Below are 16,054 nucleotides of genomic sequence, written 5' to 3' on the forward strand. Positions count from 1 at the left end.
GGGAGGCGTCCGGCCTCCCGGCCGCCGGCCGGGCGTTTCAGGCGGGGATCTTGGGGGCGTGGTCCTCGGTCTCGCCGTGGGCCGCCATCAGCACCTCCACGGCGTGCGCCGCGGACGCCAGCGTGCTGTGGCAGTGCCAGCCCCGCAGCGAGCGCCCCTCGAAGTCCCGCAGGCCGGCCCGGTCCCCGAAGCCGGCCAGGTCGCGCCCGACCCGGTCGGCCAGCTTCGTCAGCCGCAGCAGCGTGCTCGCGGGCGCCCCGGCCAGGTTGCCGAGCCACAGCCCGGTGGGCCGGCGCCGCGGGTCGTCCCACTCCCCGACCAGGACGAGCCCGCTGTCGCGCCCGCCGGGCAGGCCGGGGTCCGCGCCCGGCAGGCCCACCCGCACCGCGGCCGCCGAGGCCCGCCGCACGCCGGACGGCGCCGTCGGGTCGGGCCAGCCGACGAGCCGGCGAAGTCCCCCGGCCGAGTCGAGGATCCGTCGCGCTTCCAGCGCTCCGAGGCCGTGGCCGGGCAGGGTCGGGTCCTCGACGGAGAGCCGCTCGGTGCCGGCGACGCGGACGAGCGCGCGCACGCCGGCCCGGTCGAAGCGCCGGATCACGCCGGCCGGGTCCTCGACCGGTACGTCGAGCACGACCGGACGCCGGGCGGCGTCGTGGAGCCGGGCGAAGTCCAGTGCCACGGCGGTGGCGCAGTCGTCGGTGGTCTCCCCGTACCGCGGTTCCCCGATCCGCCGGGGCTGCGCGGACGGGCTCGGGCCGCCGCCGTCCGCCGTCGGCCGGTCCGCGCACAGCAGCCGCCAGTTGACCGGGGCGCTGGCCCGCTCCGAGGCGGCCCACAGGCCGAACGCCCGCTGTCCGTGGAACTCCTGGTCCAGGTGGTGGTCGAAGCCCCGGCCCACGCCCACGGAGTGCCGTCCCGACTTCGGGATCGACAGCTGGCGCACCACCCAGGCCTGCGGCCGGACGTTCGGTTCGAGCCAGTCCGCGAGCGCCTCGCGCATCGGCATCCAGTCCCAGGTGGAACTGCAGATGAAGTGGTGCAGGCTCTGGTCGAGCGCCGGGTCCCCGAGGCAGGCCGCGATGTTCCTGATCGACCTGCGGCCCTGCGCGGCCAGCAGTCCACGGAGGTACTGTTCCCCCTTGTGCCGTTGGTCCCTTCGCGGAAGCGACGCGAAGAGGGTGGTGCTCAGGTCCTTCAGGAGGAGCTCGCCGTCGGACACCGGTCGCACCGAGCCGAGTCGGAACGGGGCGGTACGTCGGTGCCGGACAGCCCTGATATTGCCAGCAGCGTTCACAGAATCCCCCTCTATGCACTGCCCTTGAGGCTTGCTTAAGCCCCTCCAGGGTGGCCCGGGGCGGGTGGTGCGGGCCAGGTGCAGGGGCCACCCCGTAGCGCCGGCGGGCGGGTGTCCCGGCACTGCGCGCGACCGCCGGGCCGGGTGGCGGGCGGACCCGGCCACCGCGTCGCCCGGCGGTCGCGCGCAGTGGTGTGGCCGGACTACTCCTGTCCGAGCCCGAGCAGTGCCCGCGGGTCCAGGGCGGCCTGGTGGCGCGTGATCTTCCCGTCCACGACGTGGCTCCAGGCGGCGACCTGGACCGGGGGCGCGAAGCTGGTGTGCATCTCGAACCACGTGACGACGTCGGGGCCGTCGCTGAAGACCTTCCGGATGACGATGTCGGTGAAGGAGCCCGGCGCCTTCTCGATCTTCTCCCGGAGGTCGTCGCCGCCGCTGGCGTTGCCGAACGGGCCGGTGAACTCGATGTCGTCGGCCAGCACCGAGCGCAGGGTGTCGTAGTCCTTGGCCTTCCAGGCCGCGTAGTACGTCGCGGTCACGTCCACGGGGTTGACGCTCATGTCGTCGCTTCCTCTCGTCCTTCGGTGCGGGCCCCGCCGGCGGATGCCCGCACCGGCGGGTTCAGCGAGGCCCGGGTGTTGAGTTCGGCCGCGTCGTCGCCGGTGGCCCGGCCGTACGTCTTGGCGATGGTGGTGTAGACGCCCTTGGCGGGCGCGCCGCCCGCGGCGTCGCCCGGGTTCCCCGGCTTCGACCGGTCCATCCGCCGGTTCGCGAGCACGACGGCGGTCGTGGCCTCGCGCCGCTCGTCCTCGTAGCCGCGCAGCGCGGCCACGGGGTCCTCGGTCGTCGCGAGCCGGTAGGCGAGGACGCGGGCGTCGACGATGGCCTGTGAGGCGCCGTTCGCGCCGACGGGGTACATCGGGTGCGCGGCGTCGCCCAGCAGCGTCACCCGTCCCTCGCCCCACCGGTCGAGCGGGTCGCGGTCGACCATCGGGTACTCCAGGATGCCGGTGCTGCCGCTCAGCAGGGCCGGCACGTCCAGCCAGCCGAGGTCCCAGTCGGCGAAGTGCGGGAGGAAGTCCTCCAGTTCGCCCGCCCGGTTCCACCGCGCGTCGCCGCCGAGCGGCTGCGGTTCGGCCATCGAGACCATGCACACCCAGTTGGTCAGCGACCGGCCCTGCTCCGCGGCGGCCGGGCCGATCGGGTACGCGATCAGCCGGGCGCCGCGGCCGGCGTCGGCGTGGATCATCGTCCGGCCGGTGAGGAACGGCTCGGTCGGCGTCACGCCGCGCCACATCATGACGCCGGACCAGTGCAGCGGCCCTTCGCCGGGGTGGAGCCGGGCCCGCACGGCGGAGTGCAGCCCGTCCGCCCCGACGAGCAGGTCGGCGGCGAGCAGGCCGGGCTCCCCGGTCGTCCGGTCGGTCACCCGGACCCGCACGCCGTCCGGGGTCTGCTCGACGGCCTCGAACGTCGTGCCGGTCCGGACCGCGTCGGCGCCCAGCCGTGCCCGGACCGCGTCGAGCAGCATCAGCTGGAGCTCGCCGCGGTGGATCGAGTACTGCGGCCACCGGTAGCCCCGGGCGAGTCCGCGGTCCTCCCGGTGCTGGGCCTCGCCGCTCCCGTCGACCCAGACCATGTCGGCGGTGGGCACGCCGAGCGCGGCGAGTTCGTCGCCGAGCCCCAGCTCCGTCAACTCCCGCACCGCGTGCGGCTGCACGTTGATGCCCACGCCGAGCGGACGGATCTCCCGGGTCCGCTCCAGCACGGTCGCGCGGATGCCCGCCGCGTGGAGGCTGAGCGCGGTGGTCAGGCCACCGATCCCGCCTCCGATGATGATCACGTCCATGTCCCGGCCCTCTCCTTCTCGCGCCTTCCGTCAGCTCACGGCTGCAGCTTGGTGGTGGTCCAGCTCAGGTCGTCCTGGCGGTCGTAGCGGAGCCGGCGGTGCAGCCGGTCGGAACTGGCGGCCCAGAACTCGATCGCGGCGGGCGTCAGCAGGTAGCCGACGAAGCGCTCGGGCCGCGGCAGCGGGGTGCCGGTGGCCTCCAGCCGCTCGGCCTCGGCCCGCAACGCGGCCACGTCGGCCAGCGGGTCGCTCTGGTGGGCGGCCGTGGACATCGCGTGCATCGGCACCGGCCGGGCCGACCACATCGCGTCGGACTCGGCGTCGTCGAGCCGTTCGACCGGCCCGGAGACGGACACCTGCTGCGCCGTCTCCCGCCAGTACAGCAGGCCCGACGCCCAGCCGGTCTCGGCGATCTCCCGGCCCTTCTGGCTGCTGGTGTGGCTCAGGAAGACCAGGCCCCGCTCGGTCACCCGGCTGATCGCGATGATCCGGGTGGAGGGGCGGCCCTTGGCGTCGGCGGTGGCCAGGGCGAGTGCCCGGGGCTCCCGGACGCCGCGCTCGGTGGCCCGCGCCAGCCAGGACTGCAGCAGCCCGATCGGCTCGGCCGGCGGGGCGTCGTACTCGGGGAAGGGGAGGTCGGTCTCCCCGCTGAGCGACTCGAACCTGCTGGAGTTGCCGGTCGCGGTGTGGTTGGCGGTGGTGCTCACCGGAATCTCCTAGACGTAGATGGTGCCGCGGGCGACGACGGTGCCGTGGCCGCCGACGTGGACGACGCGGGGCCGGTCGCCGTCGCCCTCGGCGTGCGCGAGCATGAGCGAGGGGCGGCCCATCTCGACCCCCTGGAGGATCTCCAGCTCCTGCCCGTACGCGGCGAGCCCGAACCGGGCCAGGTGGATGGCGAGCGGGCCGGCCGCCGAGCCGGTCGCCGCGTCCTCGACCACGCCGTAGGCGGGCGAGAACATGCGGGTGCGCCACGCGGTGCCCGAGCCGGCGAAGCAGTTGGCGGCCATGTCGGGGAACCGCGTGAGCGCGCGGTGGTCCGGGCGCAGCGCCGAGAGCGCCTCGACGCTCTCCAGGCCGACGAACACGTGGCGCGGGCCGTTGCGGTACGCCACCACCGGGGTGACCGGATCCGTCACGCCGAGCGCCGCGAGCAGCTCCTCCGCGTGCTCGTAGGGCTCCCAGGTGGGGATCGGCTGCTGCATCCGGGAGGAGCTGGAGTCCTCGCCGTGGTCGAGCTCGAACGGGATGACGCCCATGGCGGTCTCCAGCCGCAGCCGGTCGGCCTTCCACGTCCGGCCGAGGGCGACCGAGGTGCCCAGCATGGGGTGCCCGGCGAACGGGAGTTCGTTGACCGGGGTGAAGATCCGGATGCGTGCGTCGCCGCCCTGCTCGGCCGGGAGCACGAAGGTGCACTCGGAGAGGTTCATCTCCTTCGCGATCTGCTGCATCCGCTCCGCCGGCAGGTCCGCGGCGTCGAAGAAGACGGCCACCGGATTGCCCTCCAGCGGCTTGCGGGAGAAGGCGTCCACAACGATGTAGTCGTGCAAGGGGTCTCCTGGAGAGGTGGTGCAGTGGATCCCTGACGGATCCCTGACGGATCGTTGCCGGATCCCGTCAGGGCGTCAGGGCGGTGCCGAGGCCGTGCAGCACCGGAAGGGAGTGGACGCCCTCGGCGACGGCCTCGACGTCGAACCGCATCCGGTGGGTGGGTGGGCCGCCGATCAGCTCGGCCGCGCGGTTCGGCGGCAGCGGCCGGTCCGCGGGCCGGTCCGTCTCCCAGACCATGACCGCGCCCCAGCGGTTGTTCTCCCGGTCGGCGATCCAGAACTTCACGCGCAGCCCGGGCACGTCGGCCCACGGTTGCACGGCGCCGTCCCGTAGGTGCTCGGCGAGCGACTCGATGGTCTGCGGGGAGCCGTCCAGCTCCCACCAGGCGATGTCGGCCTTCATAGGTCCGCTTCCTCCGGCCGTTCCCGGCCGGCTCAGGTGGGGATTCCCTCGCGCCGGACAGCCGGCACCGGGATTCCGAGCGCGCGCAGCTGCTGGTTCGGGTTCATGAACTCCCGCTCCCGCTTGATCTTCCCGTTCTCGAACTCGAACGAGTGGATGAAGTGGTTGCGGTAGTGGCCCTCCGGATAGCCGGGGAACAGGATCTTCCCCTCGCCGTCGCACTCGACCCAGAAGCGGTTCGGGTCCTGGGTCTCGAAGATCTCGATGTTGGTCCACACCCAGTCCGGGAAGCACTGCAGCGACCACACCGCGTGCTCGCCCAGCCGGTCCCGGCCGTGGGTGACGATCGGCTCGCCGGTGTCGGTGGTCCACAGTCCGCCGCAGCCGTCCTCGGTGAACAGCAGGTGCCGCTTGAGGCGGTCCTCGCCGCGGGTGTTCATGTACTGCTCGACGATCGACCGGTTGTGCCGGCGGATCTCGTCGTCGTTGCGGAACGCCGGCGGCTGCTCGGCCTCGGACATCGGTGACCTCCACGGGGATCGGGGAATTCCGGCGGCCGTTCGGGGACCGCCGCACTGGACTCTGTTCGGGCGGTGCCCGGTCCGCAACGCCGGCCGCGGGACTCCGTCAAGTCGGGACGAAGTCCGTTGCCATGTGACGGAGTCCGGGTCCGCGGCTTCCGGACGGCCCGTCGTCTCCCGGAGAGTCGGGGCGCAGCCGCTCCGGAGATGCCGAACGAGCGGTTTCCCCTCTCCTTGGAGGTATCAGGTGCCCAGTGTCGACGAATTCCTCCGCTCGTTGCCTGTGGTCCAGCAGCCGGACTGGGCTGGCCACCCGGAACTCGGCCCGGTCAGGGCCGAACTCGCCTCGCTGCCACCGCTCGTCACCGTCGAGGACACCGACGTCCTCCGGACGCTGCTCGCCGAGGCGGCGGTCGGCCGAATACAGATCATCCAGTCCGGCGACTGCGCCGAGGACTGGGCGGAGGCCACGCCGGGCGATGTCGCCCGCAAGGCGGGCCTGTTGGAGGTGCTGGCGGGTGTCATGAGGATGACCTCGCACAAGCCGGTCCTGCGGGTGGGCCGGCTGGCCGGTCAGTACGCCAAGCCCCGCTCGAAGCCGACCGAGACCGTCGGCGACGTCGAACTCCCGGTCTACCGGGGCCACATGGTCAACTCGCCGGAACCGGACGCCGAACTGCGGCGGCCGGACCCGAAGCGGATGCTGACCGGCTACCAGTCCGCGCGCGAGGTCGTCGGGCTGCTGGGCTGGAACGGCCGGGACCGGCGCACCCGGCCGGACACCCCGGCGTGGACCAGCCACGAGGCGCTGCTGCTCGACTACGAGCTCCCCATGCTGCGCACCCAGCCGGACGGCCGGCTGCTCCTCGGCTCCACCCACTGGCCGTGGATCGGCGAGCGCACCCGGCAGGTGGACGGCGCCCACGTCGCGATGCTCGCGGCCGTGGCGAACCCGGTCGCCTGCAAGGTCGGTCCGACCATGACCGCCGACGAGCTGCTGGCCCTGTGCGCGAAGCTCGACCCGGAGCGGACCCCGGGCCGCCTCACGCTGATCGCCCGGATGGGCGCGGACACGGTGGGCGAGCGGCTCCCCGACCTGGTCAGGGCCGTCCGCCTGGCCGGCCACCCGGTCGTCTGGCTCACCGACCCGATGCACGGCAACACCATCAGCGGCCCCGGGGGGCTCAAGACGCGGCTGGTGACGACGGTCGTCAAGGAGGTCGTGGACTTCCACCGGGCCGTCACGTGCGCGGGCGGCACGGCGGGCGGCATCCACCTGGAGACGACGCCGGACGAGGTCACCGAGTGCGTCGCCGACCGGGACCGGCTCCACGAGGTCGGCGGCAAGTACACGAGCTTCTGCGACCCGCGGCTGAACCCGCGCCAGGCCGTCTCGGTCGTGTCCGCCTGGCTCGGCTGACGCCCGGCCACCCCCCAAGCCCCCACGCAGCCTCCCCAAGCAGCGGGCTGCCCAGTGAAAGGACGACCATGGCGGGCCTTCCGTCCATCGACCCCTACCCGATGCCCTCCGAGAGCGACCTGCCGGCCAACACCGCGCGCTGGACGGTCGACCCCGACCGGGCGGTCCTGCTGATCCACGACATGCAGCGCTACTTCCTGCGGCCGTTCCCGGCGAGCGAATCCCCCGGGCGGCCCCTGGTGCAGAACACCGCGCTGCTGCGCGAGGAGTTCGCGGCGCTCGGCGCCCCGGTCGCCTACACGGCGCAGCCGGGCGGCATGACCGCCGAGCAGCGCGGCCTCCTCAAGGACTTCTGGGGGCCCGGCATGGAGGTGTCGCCGGAGGACCGGCAGGTCGTCGACCCGCTCGGACCCGGGCCGTCCGACTGGGTGTTCACCAAGTGGCGCTACAGCGCGTTCCACAAGTCGGACCTGCTGGAGCGGATGCGCGCCCACGGCCGGGACCAGCTCGTCGTCTGCGGCGTGTACGCCCACGTCGGAGTGCTGATGACGGCCGTGGAGGCCTTCACCAACGACATCCAGACCTTCCTGGTCGCCGACGCGGTGGCCGATTTCTCGGAGGCCTACCACCGGCTGGCGCTCACCTACGCGGCGGAGCGCTGCGCGGTGGTCACCTCGACCAAGTCCGTGCTCGCCGGGCTCGCCCCGTCCGTGGGGGCGGCCCGGTGAGCCGGCCGGCAGAACGGGAGGAGAGCCCGATGGGGGCGGACCTGCTGGACCGGGTGCTCACCGGGGCCCCCGGTGCCTACGCCCTGCTGTACCGCCCCGAGGCGGCCGGGCCGGACGTGATCGAGGTGCTGCTCGGCGAGGCGTCCGCGGTGGACACGCTCGCCGGGATCCCCGTGCCGGACGCACCGGGGTCCGCCGCCGCGCACGGGGGTGCCCGGCACGAGGTGCTGGCCGTCGTCCCGTACCGGCAGATCACCGAACGCGGCTTCGCCGGCGTCGACGACGGCGCGCCGCTGATCACGCTCGCGGTCGCCGAGCAGGCCGCCCTGCCGCTCGCCCACGTGCTGCGCAGGCTGCCGAACGACCCGATCACCCTGGCCGGCGGCCGCTTCGACGTGGACGACGAGACGTACGCGGCCACCGTGCGCCGGGTCATCGACCGGGAGATCGGCAACGGCGAGGGCGCGAACTTCGTCATCAAGCGCTCGTTCGTCGCCGAGATCACCGACTACACGCCGCGCAGCGCCCTGTCGTTCTTCCGGCGCCTGGTGGAGCGCGAGTCCGGCGCCTACTGGACCTTCCTGGTCCGGGCCGGTGACCGCACCTTCGTCGGCGCCAGCCCGGAGCGGCACGTCAGCCTGCGCGACGGCACCGCCGTGATGAACCCGATCAGCGGCACCTACCGGTATCCGGCGGCCGGCCCCGACCTGGCGGGCGTCATGGCCTTCCTCGCGGACCGGAAGGAGGCCGACGAGCTCTACATGGTGGTCGACGAAGAGCTGAAGATGATGGCCCGGATCTGCGAGCGGGGCGGCCGCGTCGTCGGCCCCCACCTCAAGGAGATGGCCCGGCTCGCGCACACCGAGTACTTCATCGAGGGCAGGACCTCCCACGACGTCCGGGACATCCTGCGCGAGACGATGTTCGCCCCCACCGTCACCGGCAGCCCGCTGGAGAGCGCCTGCAAGGTGATCAGCCGGTACGAGCCCGAGGGACGGGGCTACTACAGCGGCGTGATGGCGCTGATCGGCCACGACGAGGACGGCGCCCGCACCATGGACTCGGCCATCCTGATCCGCACCGCCGACATCGACCGCGGCGGCCTGGTGCGGATCGGGGTCGGCGCGACCCTGGTGCGGCACTCCGACCCGCAGAGCGAGGTCGCCGAGACCCGGGCCAAGGCGGCCGGGCTGCTGGCCGCGCTCGAAGCCGGCGGCACCGGCCGGTTCGCCGATCACCCCCGGGTCCGCGAGGCGCTGGAGCAGCGCAACGCCGGCATCGCCGACTTCTGGCTGCGGGAGGGCGCGGACGGGGCGGACGGGGTCGCGGAGCTGGCCGGCCGCAGCGTGCTGATCGTGGACGCCGAGGACACCTTCACCTCGATGATCGGCCACCAACTCGCCTCCATGGGCCTGGAGGTGACGGTCCGGCGGTTCGACGAGCCGTACGACGTCGACGACCACGACCTGGTCGTGATGGGCCCGGGCCCCGGCGACCCGCGGGACACCGGCCACCCCAAGATCGCCCACCTGCGGGCCGCGGTCTCCCGGCTCCTGCGGGAGCAGCGGCCGTTCCTCGCGGTCTGCCTCAGCCACCAGGTGCTGTCCACGCTGCTCGGCCTCGAACTGGCCCGGCGGGACGTGCCCAACCAGGGCGTCCAGACGGAGATCGACCTGTTCGGCGCGCGCGAGCGGGTCGGCTTCTACAACACGTTCGCCGCGCGGAGCGACGAGGACAAGATCACGCACCCCGAGTTCGGCGTCGTCGAGCTCAGCCGGGACGGCGCCACCGGCGAGGTGCACGCGCTGCGGGGCCGGGGCTTCGCGTCGATGCAGTTCCACGCCGAGTCGGTGCTCACCCGGGACGGCGTGCGCATCGTCGCCGGCCTGCTGACCGAGGTGGTGCGCTCGTGCGACCGCTGACCGGACCGGCCCGGGGGGTGCACCGGTGACGGCTCCCGCCGGCCCCGCGCTCACCGCCCGGATCCCGGGCTCCAAGAGCATCACCAACCGGGCCCTGCTGCTCGCCGCGGCCGCCACCGGCACCAGCCGGCTGCGGGCACCGCTGACCAGCGACGACACGCTCGCTTTCCGGACCGCGCTGACCGACCTGGGCGTGCCCGTCGCAACCGGCCCGCAGGACGGCGAATGGCGGGTCACCGGGATCGGCGGGGGCCCGTCCGGCGGCGCCACGATCCGGTGCGCCGACGCCGGGACCGCCGCCCGGTTCCTGCCCCCGTTCGCCGCGACCGGCCGGGGCCGCTACCTCTTCGACGGCTCCGACCAGTTGCGCGCCCGCCCGCTGCGCCCGCTGGCCGACGCCCTGCGACGCCTCGGCGCGGACGTCCGCGCCGCCGGAAGCGGCGGACTGCCGCTGCTGGTGGACGCCGACGGGCTGCGCGGCGGTGAGCTCGCCGTGGACGGCCGGCACAGCAGCCAGTTCCTGAGCGGTCTGCTGATGGCGGCGCCGCTGCTGGACACCCCGCTGACCGTGACCGTGCGGGACCTGGTCAGCCGGCCGTACATCGACATGACCATCGCGCTGATGCGCCGCTTCGGCGCCCGGGTGACCGAGGAGGCCCCCGGGGTCATCGGGATCGGCACCGGCGGCTACACCGCGACCGACCTGGCGATCGAACCGGACGCCTCGACGGCCTCGTACGTCTTCGCCGCCGCCGCGGTCACCGGGTGCGCGGTCACCGTCCCGGGCCTGGGCCGCGACAGCCTCCAGGGCGACCTCGGCTTCGTCGAGGTGCTGCGCACCGCGGGCGCCCGGGTCGAGGTCGGCGCGGACGCGACGACGGTCACCGGTAGCGGGCGGCTGCGCGGCGGCTTCGAGGTCGACATGGGCGCGATCTCGGACACCTTCATGACGCTGGCCGCGATCGCGCCGCTGGCCGACGCGCCGATCACGATCCGCGGCATCGCCCACGCGCGCCTCAAGGAGTCGGACCGGATCGAGGCGGTCGCCGGGAACCTGGCCGCCTGCGGCGTGACGGTCGAGACGGCCCAGGACCGGATCACCGTGCATCCGGGGCCGGTCCGGCCGGCCCGGATCAGGTGCCACCGCGACCACCGGATCGCGATGGCGTTCTCCGTCCTCGGGCTGCGCGCGCCCGGGATCGAACTCGACGACCCCTCGTGCGTGACCAAGACCTTTCCCGGCTTCCACACCGAACTGCGCCGGCTGTTCCCGGCACCTCTGGAAGGAGAACGACGTTGACCGGGCTGCGCTGGCTGACGGCGGGGGAGTCGCACGGCCCCGCACTGGTCGCGACGCTGGAGGGCCTGCCCGCTGGTGTACCGGTCACCACCGCCGTGGTGGCCGACGCGCTGGCGCGTCGCCGGCTCGGTTACGGTCGCGGCGCGCGCATGAAGTTCGAGCAGGACGAGGTGACGTTCCTCGGCGGTGTCCGGCACGGCCTGACCATGGGCAGCCCGGTGGCGGTCATGGTCGGCAACACGGAGTGGCCGAAGTGGGAGCAGGTCATGTCGGCCGACCCGGTCGACCCCGAGGTGCTGGCGGGCCTGGCCCGCAACGAGGCGCTGACCCGTCCGCGTCCGGGCCACGCCGATCTGGCGGGCATGCAGAAGTACTCGATCGAGGAGGCCCGTCCGATCCTGGAGCGGGCGAGTGCCCGTGAGACGGCGGCGCGGGTCGCGCTGGGCGCGGTGGCCCGCGCGTACCTGAAGGAGACGTGCGGGATCGAGATCGTCAGCCACGTGGTGGAGCTGGCCGCGGCGAAGGCGCCGGCGGGTGTGCTGCCGCTGCCGTCGGACGAGGCGCGGCTGGACGCGGATCCGGTGCGGTGCCTGGACGCGGATGCGTCGAAGGCGATGGTGGCGGAGATCGATCAGGCGCACCGGGACGGTGACACGCTCGGTGGTGTGGTCGAGGTGCTGGCGTACGGGGTGCCGGTGGGTCTGGGTTCGCACGTGCACTGGGACCGGCGTTTGGATGCGCGGCTGGCGGCCGCGTTGATGGGGATCCAGGCGATCAAGGGTGTGGAGGTCGGGGACGGTTTCGAGCTGGCGCGGGTGCCGGGGTCGAAGGCGCACGACGAGATCGTGCCGACGGCGGAGGGTGTGAAGCGCACCTCCGGCCGCTCGGGCGGCACGGAGGGCGGGTTGTCGACGGGTGAGCTGCTGCGGGTGCGTGCGGCGATGAAGCCGATCGCGACGGTGCCGCGGGCGTTGCAGACGCTGGACGTGCGTACGGGTGAGCCGGCGAAGGCGCATCACCAGCGCTCCGACGTCTGCGCGGTGCCCGCCGCGGGCATCGTCGCGGAGGCGATGGTCGCGCTGGTGCTGGCCGACGCGGTCAACGAGAAGTTCGGCGGCGACCACGTCTCGGAGACGCGCCGCAACGTGCAGGGCTACCTCGACCACCTGATCATCCGATGATGAGCGAGCGACCAGAAGAAGAGGCCCCTTGGCGAAGCCACCGGCCGAGCGAAGCGAGGGCCGGGGGTAATTCGCCCGTCGTCGCGCTGGTGTCGGTCAGATGGCGAACTGGCGTAGGTGGTGGCGGAGTTGCTCGGCGTCGGGGGTGCCCGCCGTCAGGGTGACGTAGCCGTCCGGGCGGACGAGGACGGTGGCGTCGCCGGTGAGGCCGTAGGCGCGGTGCGCGTGGCCGTCCGGGTCCTGGACGGCGGCCTCGCGGAGGCCGGGGAGCGGGGGGAGGAGCGGCGGGCCGGGGCGGTCGGTGAACCTCAGCAGGGTGAAGTGCGGTCCGCGGAACAGGTCGAACAGGCGGGTGGGGCCGTCGGTGGTGCGGCAGGGGGCGTCGGGGGCGCGGTCGCCGGCGCGGATGCCGGTGGCGTCGTCGAGGTCGCGGCCGAGCGGGCCGCCGCGGTAGCCGAGGGAGAGGCCGGTGAAGTCGCCGCCCGCGGTGGCCGTCAGGTCGGCGAACTGGGCGGCCAGGGCCCGGGCTCCGCCGTCCGAGAAGAGCGTGCGGTGCTGGGCGGAGGTGGCGGCGAGGACGGCGCGGGCGACGGGCAGGCGCTCGGCCTCGTAGCTGTCGAGGAGGGCGTCCGGGGCGCCGCGCAGCCTGGCGGCGAGTTTCCAGGCCAGGTTGTGGGCGTCCTGGATGCCGGTGTTCATGCCCTGTCCGCCGGCCGCGGAGTGGCAGTGCGCGGCGTCGCCGGCGAGCAGGATCCCGCCGCTGCGGTAGCGCTCGACCATGCGGACGGTGGGGCGCCAGGTGCTCGCCCAGGTGAGGTCGTGGAGGGTGACGCCGGGCAGGCCGGCGCGCTCGGCGAAGACGCGGCGGAAGGTGTCGAGGGTGGGCGCGGGCAGCACGCCGTCCTCGTCGGGGATGACGGCGGCGTGGACGGCCCACGTGTCGTCCTGGCGCAGCGGCACGATGGCGAGGGCGCCGGCGCCGAACCGGGCGTCGTTCCAGATGTGCATCCGGTCGGGGGCGAGGCCGTCGATGCGCATCGACGCCATGATGAACCGCTCCTCCTCCCAGGTCTCGCCGAGGAACGGGATGCCGGTGAGCTTGCGGACGGTGCTGCGCCCGCCGTCGCAGCCGACGACGTACCGTGCGCGGATCGCGGAGGTGCCGGCGTCGGAACGGCGGAGTGTCGCGAGCACGCCTTCGCCGTCCTGGGCGCAGTCCACGAGTTCCGTCCCGAGCTCGACCTTCCCGCCGTGCTCCGCGAGCCGGTCGCGCAGCACCGCCTCGGTGTGGTGCTGCGCGAGCAGGACCATGCCGGCGTACGGGCGGTCGGGCGTCGCGGTGTTGGCGGCGGCCGGGTCGACCTCGTGGACGACCCGACTGCCTTCGTACGTGCGGAGTTTGGGGTTCAGCAGGCTGCGGGCGAGGATCGCGTCGGCGGCGCCGAGGTCGTCGAGCACCTCCAGCGTCCTCGGGTTGACCCCCTTGCCGCGCACGCCGCGGTCGCGGAAGTCCGGGTCGCGTTCGACGATCCGGCAGTCGACGCCCGCGCGGGCCAGGCCGACGGCGAGCGCGAGGCCCACCGGTCCGGCGCCGACGACGAGGACGTCGGTGGTTTCGAGCTGTGTTTCGGAGCCAGGCATGGCGGTCTCCCTCGGGTACGAGCCCATAAGATACGGCGCGTTTCTTGCTCCCGACTGTAGACTGGCCCCCATAAGAAACGCAACGTATCTACGGGATCCGGTGATGGGCAGAGCAGCGGTGGGCGGGGCGGAAGCCGGCCGGGCGTCACGCCGGCGGGGCGACGAGCTTGAGCGCGCGATCCTCGACGCGGTGTGGGCGGAACTGGCCGAGCACGGCTACGACCGGCTCACCATGGACGGCGTCGCCGCGCGCGCCCGGACCAGCAAGCCGGTCCTCTACCGCCGGTGGCCCAATCGGCCCGCCCTCGTCATCGCCGCGCTCGGCCGCAACGCCCCCGACTTCCAGGAACCGCCGGACACCGGCGAGTTGAGGGCCGACCTGGCCGCCTTCCTGCTCAGCCTGCTGCACCGCTTCGACGACCTGCCCACGGACGCCGTTCACGGCTTCCTCATCGACCTGATGCGCGACCCCGAGCTGCGCGCGCGGTTCCGCGCCGGGCTGACGGCCTTCGGGGCGGTGGACGCGCTGGAGGCGATGATGCGCCGCGCCGCCGACCGCGGGCAGATCAACGCCGCGCGCATCAACCCGCGCACGGCCTCCCTCCCGCTCGACCTCCTGCGCGACGCGTTCCTCCTGGGCGGCGGCGTGCCGTCGGATCAGGTCGTCGACGAGATCCTCGACGACGTCGTCCTGCCCCTACTCAAGGCGCCGTAGCGCGCGGGGAGTTCAACGGGGGAGGGCTCAACCCGCCCGCAGGGCCGCGAGTTCGACGGCGTGGTCCTGCCAGGCGTACAGCCGGTCGCCGACCAGGGCCGCGTCGTAGCTGCCGCAGCGGGCCGTCGCCTTGGCGCGCGTGTCGCCGGGGAACCAGGCCGCCGTCAGGTTGACGGCGCCGCGCGGTTCGCCCGGGGTGCAGCCCTCGGGCAGTCGGCCGTCGGGGACGGTGGCGGCCAGCAGGCGGTCGTAACCCGTGGTGGACATGCGGTAGTTGACGGTCGTCGCGCCGTCGGGGAGCCAGGCCGGCATCGACGTGCGGTCGGCCTTCGCCTTGGCGCCGGTGGCGTAGGCGGACTCCTCGACGTGCCGGCCCTCCCGCAGGCCGTTCAGGGTCGGGACGGCGAAGGCGGCGAGTGCGCCGAGTCCGATCAGGGCCGCCGCGCCGCCGATCACCACGTTTCGTCGGATGGCCATGGGTCACGCTCCTGGGTGTGGGGGCCGGTGTTGGCCTCTCCATCCTCGGTGGCGCGCCGGACGGCGTCCGTGCACCTCAGGTGCCGGACCAGCTCCCACCGTGGTCGTACGGAAGGGTGCGGGACCCCTGGGGGAAAGGGCGGGGGATGTCGGGGTTCCGGCCCCGGGCCGCTCGTTGTTTGGCATCATCCCGAGGGGGAGCAGGGGGTGGCGAGGACGGTGGGGGACGTGAGGGACGCACGGCCGCGGCGCGCATGGCGGACGGCCCTCGTGGTGCTGGCGCGCGGGGTGCTCCTCGTGATCGGCCTGTGCGCGGTCGGGTTCGGCATCGAGCGGACCGTCGCCGTGAACCAGGACGTGGGCGCGTACACCCGCGCCCCCGTCTGCAGCACCGGCAACCCGCCGGCGGGGTCGGTCTGCGTGCGGCTGGAGAGCGGCCGGGTGACGGACCGGTGGGTGGGCCGCAGCGGGGACTCGACCACCCACAACCTCACGGTGGCGCGCGAGTCGGATCCCGGGGGCAAGGACTACGACGTCGGCGAGGCGTTCTACGACGACGCGGACGTCGGCACGTACGTGCAGCTGAAGGTCTGGCGGGGCGACGTCGCCCAAGTCGAGTACCGGGGCCACAAGTCGGTGTTCCCGCAATTCCGCTTCGGCCTCCTGGCGTTGCTCGCGCTGCTGATCGCCGTGGGCACCGGCCTGGTGGTGGCCGGTCTGCCGGGGATCGACGAGGACGTCCGGTGGCTCGGGGGCGTGGGCCTGGTGCCGTTCTTCTTCGCGGGGTGGGTGTTCGACCTGTTCTTCGGTGCCGTCCACCTGCCGCTCGCCGTGGCGATCGCGCTGATCACCGGCGCCTGGCTGGCCATGACGGCGGGCGCGGTGAAGCTCGCCCACTGAGTCGCCTCGATCCGGCGGTCCGGGGGCGGAACCCGACGGCCCCCGCCCCCGGGGGTCCCGCCCACCCGGGCGCCGGGGGTGGGTTGGTTGGGGTGCCCAAACTCATACCAACATCGCGGCGCCCACGAGGGAAGCGGCCAACTCGAAAGCGGC

The 16,054-nt window shown here is 73.7% G+C and carries 16 protein-coding genes; 7 read left to right on the plus strand and 9 right to left on the minus strand.

Going from position 1 to position 16,054, the window contains the following annotated elements:
- Positions 1-37: 37 nt before the first annotated feature.
- From ACFVU9_RS43565 to ACFVU9_RS43595, 7 genes are all read right to left on the minus strand, one after another.
- Entirely contained in the window at positions 38-1,219 is a 1,182-nt protein-coding gene (locus ACFVU9_RS43565) for an IS701 family transposase (RefSeq protein WP_387603306.1), read from the minus strand.
- Between the two features lie 278 nt (positions 1,220-1,497).
- Entirely contained in the window at positions 1,498-1,854 is a 357-nt protein-coding gene (locus tag ACFVU9_RS43570) for a nuclear transport factor 2 family protein (RefSeq protein WP_380444606.1), read from the minus strand.
- The gene (locus ACFVU9_RS43575) at positions 1,851-3,143 is read right to left on the minus strand and encodes a flavin-dependent oxidoreductase (protein WP_387603309.1); all 1,293 of its coding nucleotides are present in this window, start codon (positions 3,141-3,143) and stop codon (positions 1,851-1,853) included. The genes ACFVU9_RS43570 and ACFVU9_RS43575 overlap by 4 nt, the downstream gene beginning before the upstream one ends.
- Positions 3,144-3,178: 35 nt before the next feature.
- Positions 3,179-3,850, minus strand: a complete 672-nt coding sequence (gene phzG / locus ACFVU9_RS43580) for a phenazine biosynthesis FMN-dependent oxidase PhzG (protein WP_387603312.1) — start codon at positions 3,848-3,850, stop codon at positions 3,179-3,181.
- Positions 3,851-3,859: 9 nt separating this feature from the next.
- Entirely contained in the window at positions 3,860-4,693 is an 834-nt protein-coding gene (locus tag ACFVU9_RS43585; RefSeq protein WP_380444601.1) for a PhzF family phenazine biosynthesis protein, read from the minus strand.
- Positions 4,694-4,760: 67 nt separating this feature from the next.
- Positions 4,761-5,096, minus strand: a complete 336-nt coding sequence (locus ACFVU9_RS43590; RefSeq protein ID WP_380444599.1) for a hypothetical protein — start codon at positions 5,094-5,096, stop codon at positions 4,761-4,763.
- A gap of 32 nt (positions 5,097-5,128) precedes the next feature.
- Positions 5,129-5,617, minus strand: coding sequence for a PhzA/PhzB family protein (locus ACFVU9_RS43595; protein ID WP_380444597.1), 489 nt, complete (start codon positions 5,615-5,617; stop codon positions 5,129-5,131).
- A 247-nt stretch (positions 5,618-5,864) separates the two neighbouring features.
- Between ACFVU9_RS43595 and ACFVU9_RS43600 the strand changes: the two genes are divergently transcribed.
- From ACFVU9_RS43600 to aroC, 5 genes are all read left to right on the plus strand, one after another.
- The gene (locus ACFVU9_RS43600) at positions 5,865-7,037 is read left to right on the plus strand and encodes a 3-deoxy-7-phosphoheptulonate synthase (RefSeq protein WP_387603317.1); all 1,173 of its coding nucleotides are present in this window, start codon (positions 5,865-5,867) and stop codon (positions 7,035-7,037) included.
- A 68-nt stretch (positions 7,038-7,105) separates the two neighbouring features.
- Positions 7,106-7,765 carry an isochorismatase family protein gene (locus ACFVU9_RS43605; RefSeq protein WP_380444594.1) on the plus strand — a complete coding sequence of 220 codons (660 nt, stop codon included), beginning with the start codon at positions 7,106-7,108 and terminating at the stop codon, positions 7,763-7,765.
- A 29-nt stretch (positions 7,766-7,794) separates the two neighbouring features.
- Positions 7,795-9,687 (plus strand): anthranilate synthase family protein, encoded by a 1,893-nt coding sequence (locus tag ACFVU9_RS43610; RefSeq protein WP_387603320.1) that lies wholly within the window; start codon positions 7,795-7,797, stop codon positions 9,685-9,687.
- Between the two features lie 25 nt (positions 9,688-9,712).
- Positions 9,713-10,987, plus strand: coding sequence for a 3-phosphoshikimate 1-carboxyvinyltransferase (aroA, locus tag ACFVU9_RS43615; RefSeq protein ID WP_387603323.1), 1,275 nt, complete (start codon positions 9,713-9,715; stop codon positions 10,985-10,987).
- Entirely contained in the window at positions 10,984-12,168 is a 1,185-nt protein-coding gene (aroC, locus tag ACFVU9_RS43620) for a chorismate synthase (protein WP_387603326.1), read from the plus strand. The genes aroA and aroC overlap by 4 nt, the downstream gene beginning before the upstream one ends.
- A 96-nt stretch (positions 12,169-12,264) precedes the next feature.
- On the opposite strand, the gene ACFVU9_RS43625 is transcribed toward aroC, so the two are convergent.
- The gene (locus ACFVU9_RS43625; RefSeq protein WP_387603329.1) at positions 12,265-13,809 is read right to left on the minus strand and encodes an FAD-dependent monooxygenase; all 1,545 of its coding nucleotides are present in this window, start codon (positions 13,807-13,809) and stop codon (positions 12,265-12,267) included.
- Positions 13,810-13,912: 103 nt separating this feature from the next.
- Here ACFVU9_RS43625 and ACFVU9_RS43630 point away from each other — a divergent pair, with 103 nt between their 5' ends.
- Entirely contained in the window at positions 13,913-14,524 is a 612-nt protein-coding gene (locus ACFVU9_RS43630; RefSeq protein ID WP_387603332.1) for a TetR/AcrR family transcriptional regulator, read from the plus strand.
- Between the two features lie 27 nt (positions 14,525-14,551).
- On the opposite strand, the gene ACFVU9_RS43635 is transcribed toward ACFVU9_RS43630, so the two are convergent.
- Positions 14,552-15,001 (minus strand): hypothetical protein, encoded by a 450-nt coding sequence (locus ACFVU9_RS43635; RefSeq protein WP_387603335.1) that lies wholly within the window; start codon positions 14,999-15,001, stop codon positions 14,552-14,554.
- Between the two features lie 228 nt (positions 15,002-15,229).
- Here ACFVU9_RS43635 and ACFVU9_RS43640 point away from each other — a divergent pair, with 228 nt between their 5' ends.
- Positions 15,230-15,901, plus strand: coding sequence for a hypothetical protein (locus ACFVU9_RS43640; protein ID WP_380500089.1), 672 nt, complete (start codon positions 15,230-15,232; stop codon positions 15,899-15,901).
- Positions 15,902-16,054: the final 153 nt, after the last annotated feature.

The organism is Kitasatospora sp. NPDC057936 (assembly GCF_042887525.1).
GTDB lineage: Bacteria > Actinomycetota > Actinomycetes > Streptomycetales > Streptomycetaceae > Kitasatospora.